Below are 1,885 nucleotides of genomic sequence, written 5' to 3'. Positions count from 1 at the left end.
GGAGGAGCCGAAGATGCGGGCCGTCGTCGGCGCCCCCGGCCACTTCGTCGCCTGCCACTACCCGCTGGTCGACGCCGTGGACGAGCCCACCTCGCCGGCCGCCGACGAGGTGGCCGTCCCCGCGGGGTGAGCGTGGCGGCCGGCCGGCTGACGACCGAGGCGCGGCGGGCGCAGATCGTCGAGGCCGCGTCGCGGGTGCTGGCCGGGCGGGACCCGGCCGGGGTGACGTTCGAGGAGCTGGCCGCGGCCGCCGGGGTGTCGCGGGCGCTCGTCTACGCCCACTTCCCCGACAAGGGCAGCCTGCTCGCCGCCGTCTACCTGCGCAGCCTGGAGCGCCTCGACGACGTGCTGCGGGCCGCCGTCGACCGCCGCCTCCCGCCCCGGGAGCGGCTGCGCCAGCTCGTGGCCGGGTCGCTCCGCTTCGCCAGGACCGACGACGCCGCCTGGCACCTCGCCGTCGGCGGGGCCACCCTGCACCCGGCCGTGCGGCACGCCCGCCGCCGGCGCATCGACCAGCTGGCCGCCGACCTCGGCGGCGGGCCCGGGGCGGCGACGGTGGCGGCCGCGCTGGTCGCCGTGCTCGAGACGGCGACCCCGGGCGACGGCGACGACGTCGTCGACGTCCTCACCGACCTGCTGTGGGGCGGCCTGTCGTCGCTCGAGCGCTACGGGGTGGCGCTGTCAGATGCCGAGCCGGACGGCGTCGAGGGCGCGGACCGCCTCCTCGGGACCGGTCACCGTGACCTCCGCCGCTGACCGCCGGCCGGCCAGGTAGAGCGCGAGCTCGCCGGGCCGGCCGGTGAGGGTGACGGCCGGCTCGCCCTTCCGTGCCACGATCCGCTCGCCGGTGCCCGACCGCACGAGGACGGCGCCGACCGCCCCGAGCCGGCGCAGGGCGACCCAGGCCGAGCGGCGCAGGTTCTGCCAGAGGGCGTCGTCGAGCTCGTCGGTGCCGGTCCTCGGGGCCCGGCCGTCGGCCCGGCGGACGTCCTCGTGGTGGATGAAGTACTCGTTGACGTTGGTGGCCCGCAGCGGTCCGAGGCGGAACGGGCCGGGCGGAGGGCCGCCGCGCACCCGGGCGACGACCGCCTCGTAGCCCTTGGCCTTCTCGTCGGCCATGGCCCGCTCGGTGACGGTCGCCAGCTGGCGCACGAGGATGCCGGCGGCGGCCACCGGGCGGCGCTCCCGCACCACGAGGTGGGCGGCCAGGTCGGCCGTCGTCCACCCCTCGCACAGGGTGGGCGCGTCCGGCCCGAGCTCGAGGAACAGGTCGCACAGGGCGGCGCGCTCGGCGCCGTCCAGCGGGGTCGCCATGCCGGCGAGGGTACCGGGGTCTGCGAGGATGGCCGCATGGCGAAGCCCCCGCCCATGCAGATCGACACCGGCGCGCGCTACCGGGCGACGATCACGACCGACCGCGGCGCGATCGTGATGGACCTCGACCCGCAGCTGGCACCGACGACCGTCAACAACTTCGTGGCCCTGGCCCGCTCCGGCTTCTACGACGGCGTGACGTTCCACCGGGTCGTCCCCGAGTTCGTGGTCCAGGGCGGGGACCCGGAGGGCAGCGGGCGGGGCGGGCCCGGCTACCGCTTCCCCGACGAGCCGGTCCGGGGCGAGTACACGCTCGGCGCCGTGGCGATGGCCAACGCCGGCCCCGACACCAACGGCAGCCAGTTCTTCATCTGCATCGCCGACTGCCGCCAGAAGCTCCAGCCCCTCTACAACCTGTTCGGCTACGTGGTCGAGGGCATCGAGGTGGCCCAGTCCGTGCAGGTGGGCGACGTGATGCGCTCGGTCGCCGTCGAGGAGGTCCCGGCCACCTGACCGGCCCTCGTCCGCGCCGGCGGCGGGCGCTGCTCGACGGCCTGGTGGGCGGCCCTCG

At 76.9% G+C, this 1,885-nt stretch carries 3 protein-coding genes; 2 read left to right on the top strand and 1 reads right to left on the bottom strand.

Features of this window, described 5'->3' with window-relative positions; genetic code table 11:
* Positions 1 to 126 precede the first annotated feature (126 nt).
* Positions 127 to 756: a TetR/AcrR family transcriptional regulator gene (locus VGB14_06570; GenBank protein HEX9992572.1), complete on the top strand. Its 630-nt coding sequence runs from the start codon at positions 127 to 129 to the stop codon at positions 754 to 756.
* Here VGB14_06570 and VGB14_06565 read toward each other — a convergent pair.
* Complete coding sequence (locus VGB14_06565; protein ID HEX9992571.1) at positions 682 to 1,314, bottom strand: TIGR03085 family metal-binding protein; 633 nt, start codon at positions 1,312 to 1,314, stop codon at positions 682 to 684. The two genes, VGB14_06570 and VGB14_06565, sit on opposite strands and share 75 nt — an antisense overlap.
* Positions 1,315 to 1,350: 36 nt before the next feature.
* On the opposite strand from VGB14_06565, the gene VGB14_06560 reads away from it, so the two are divergent.
* On the top strand, positions 1,351 to 1,827 hold the full coding sequence (locus tag VGB14_06560) for a peptidylprolyl isomerase (protein HEX9992570.1): 477 nt from the start codon (positions 1,351 to 1,353) through the stop codon (positions 1,825 to 1,827).
* Positions 1,828 to 1,885: the final 58 nt, after the last annotated feature.

It is taken from the genome of Acidimicrobiales bacterium (assembly GCA_036399815.1).
Taxonomy (GTDB): domain Bacteria; phylum Actinomycetota; class Acidimicrobiia; order Acidimicrobiales; family DASWMK01; genus DASWMK01.
Note: the sequence above shows the minus strand (reverse complement) of the source record. Positions and strands in the feature narration are given on the sequence as shown.

Excerpts from the sequence above, each read along its gene's own strand:
- VGB14_06560 (HEX9992570.1), top strand. The coding sequence starts at position 1,351 with ATGGCGAAGCCCCCGCCCATGCAGATCGACACCGGCGCGCGCTACCGG.
- VGB14_06565 (HEX9992571.1), bottom strand. The coding sequence starts at position 1,314 with ATGGCGACCCCGCTGGACGGCGCCGAGCGCGCCGCCCTGTGCGACCTG.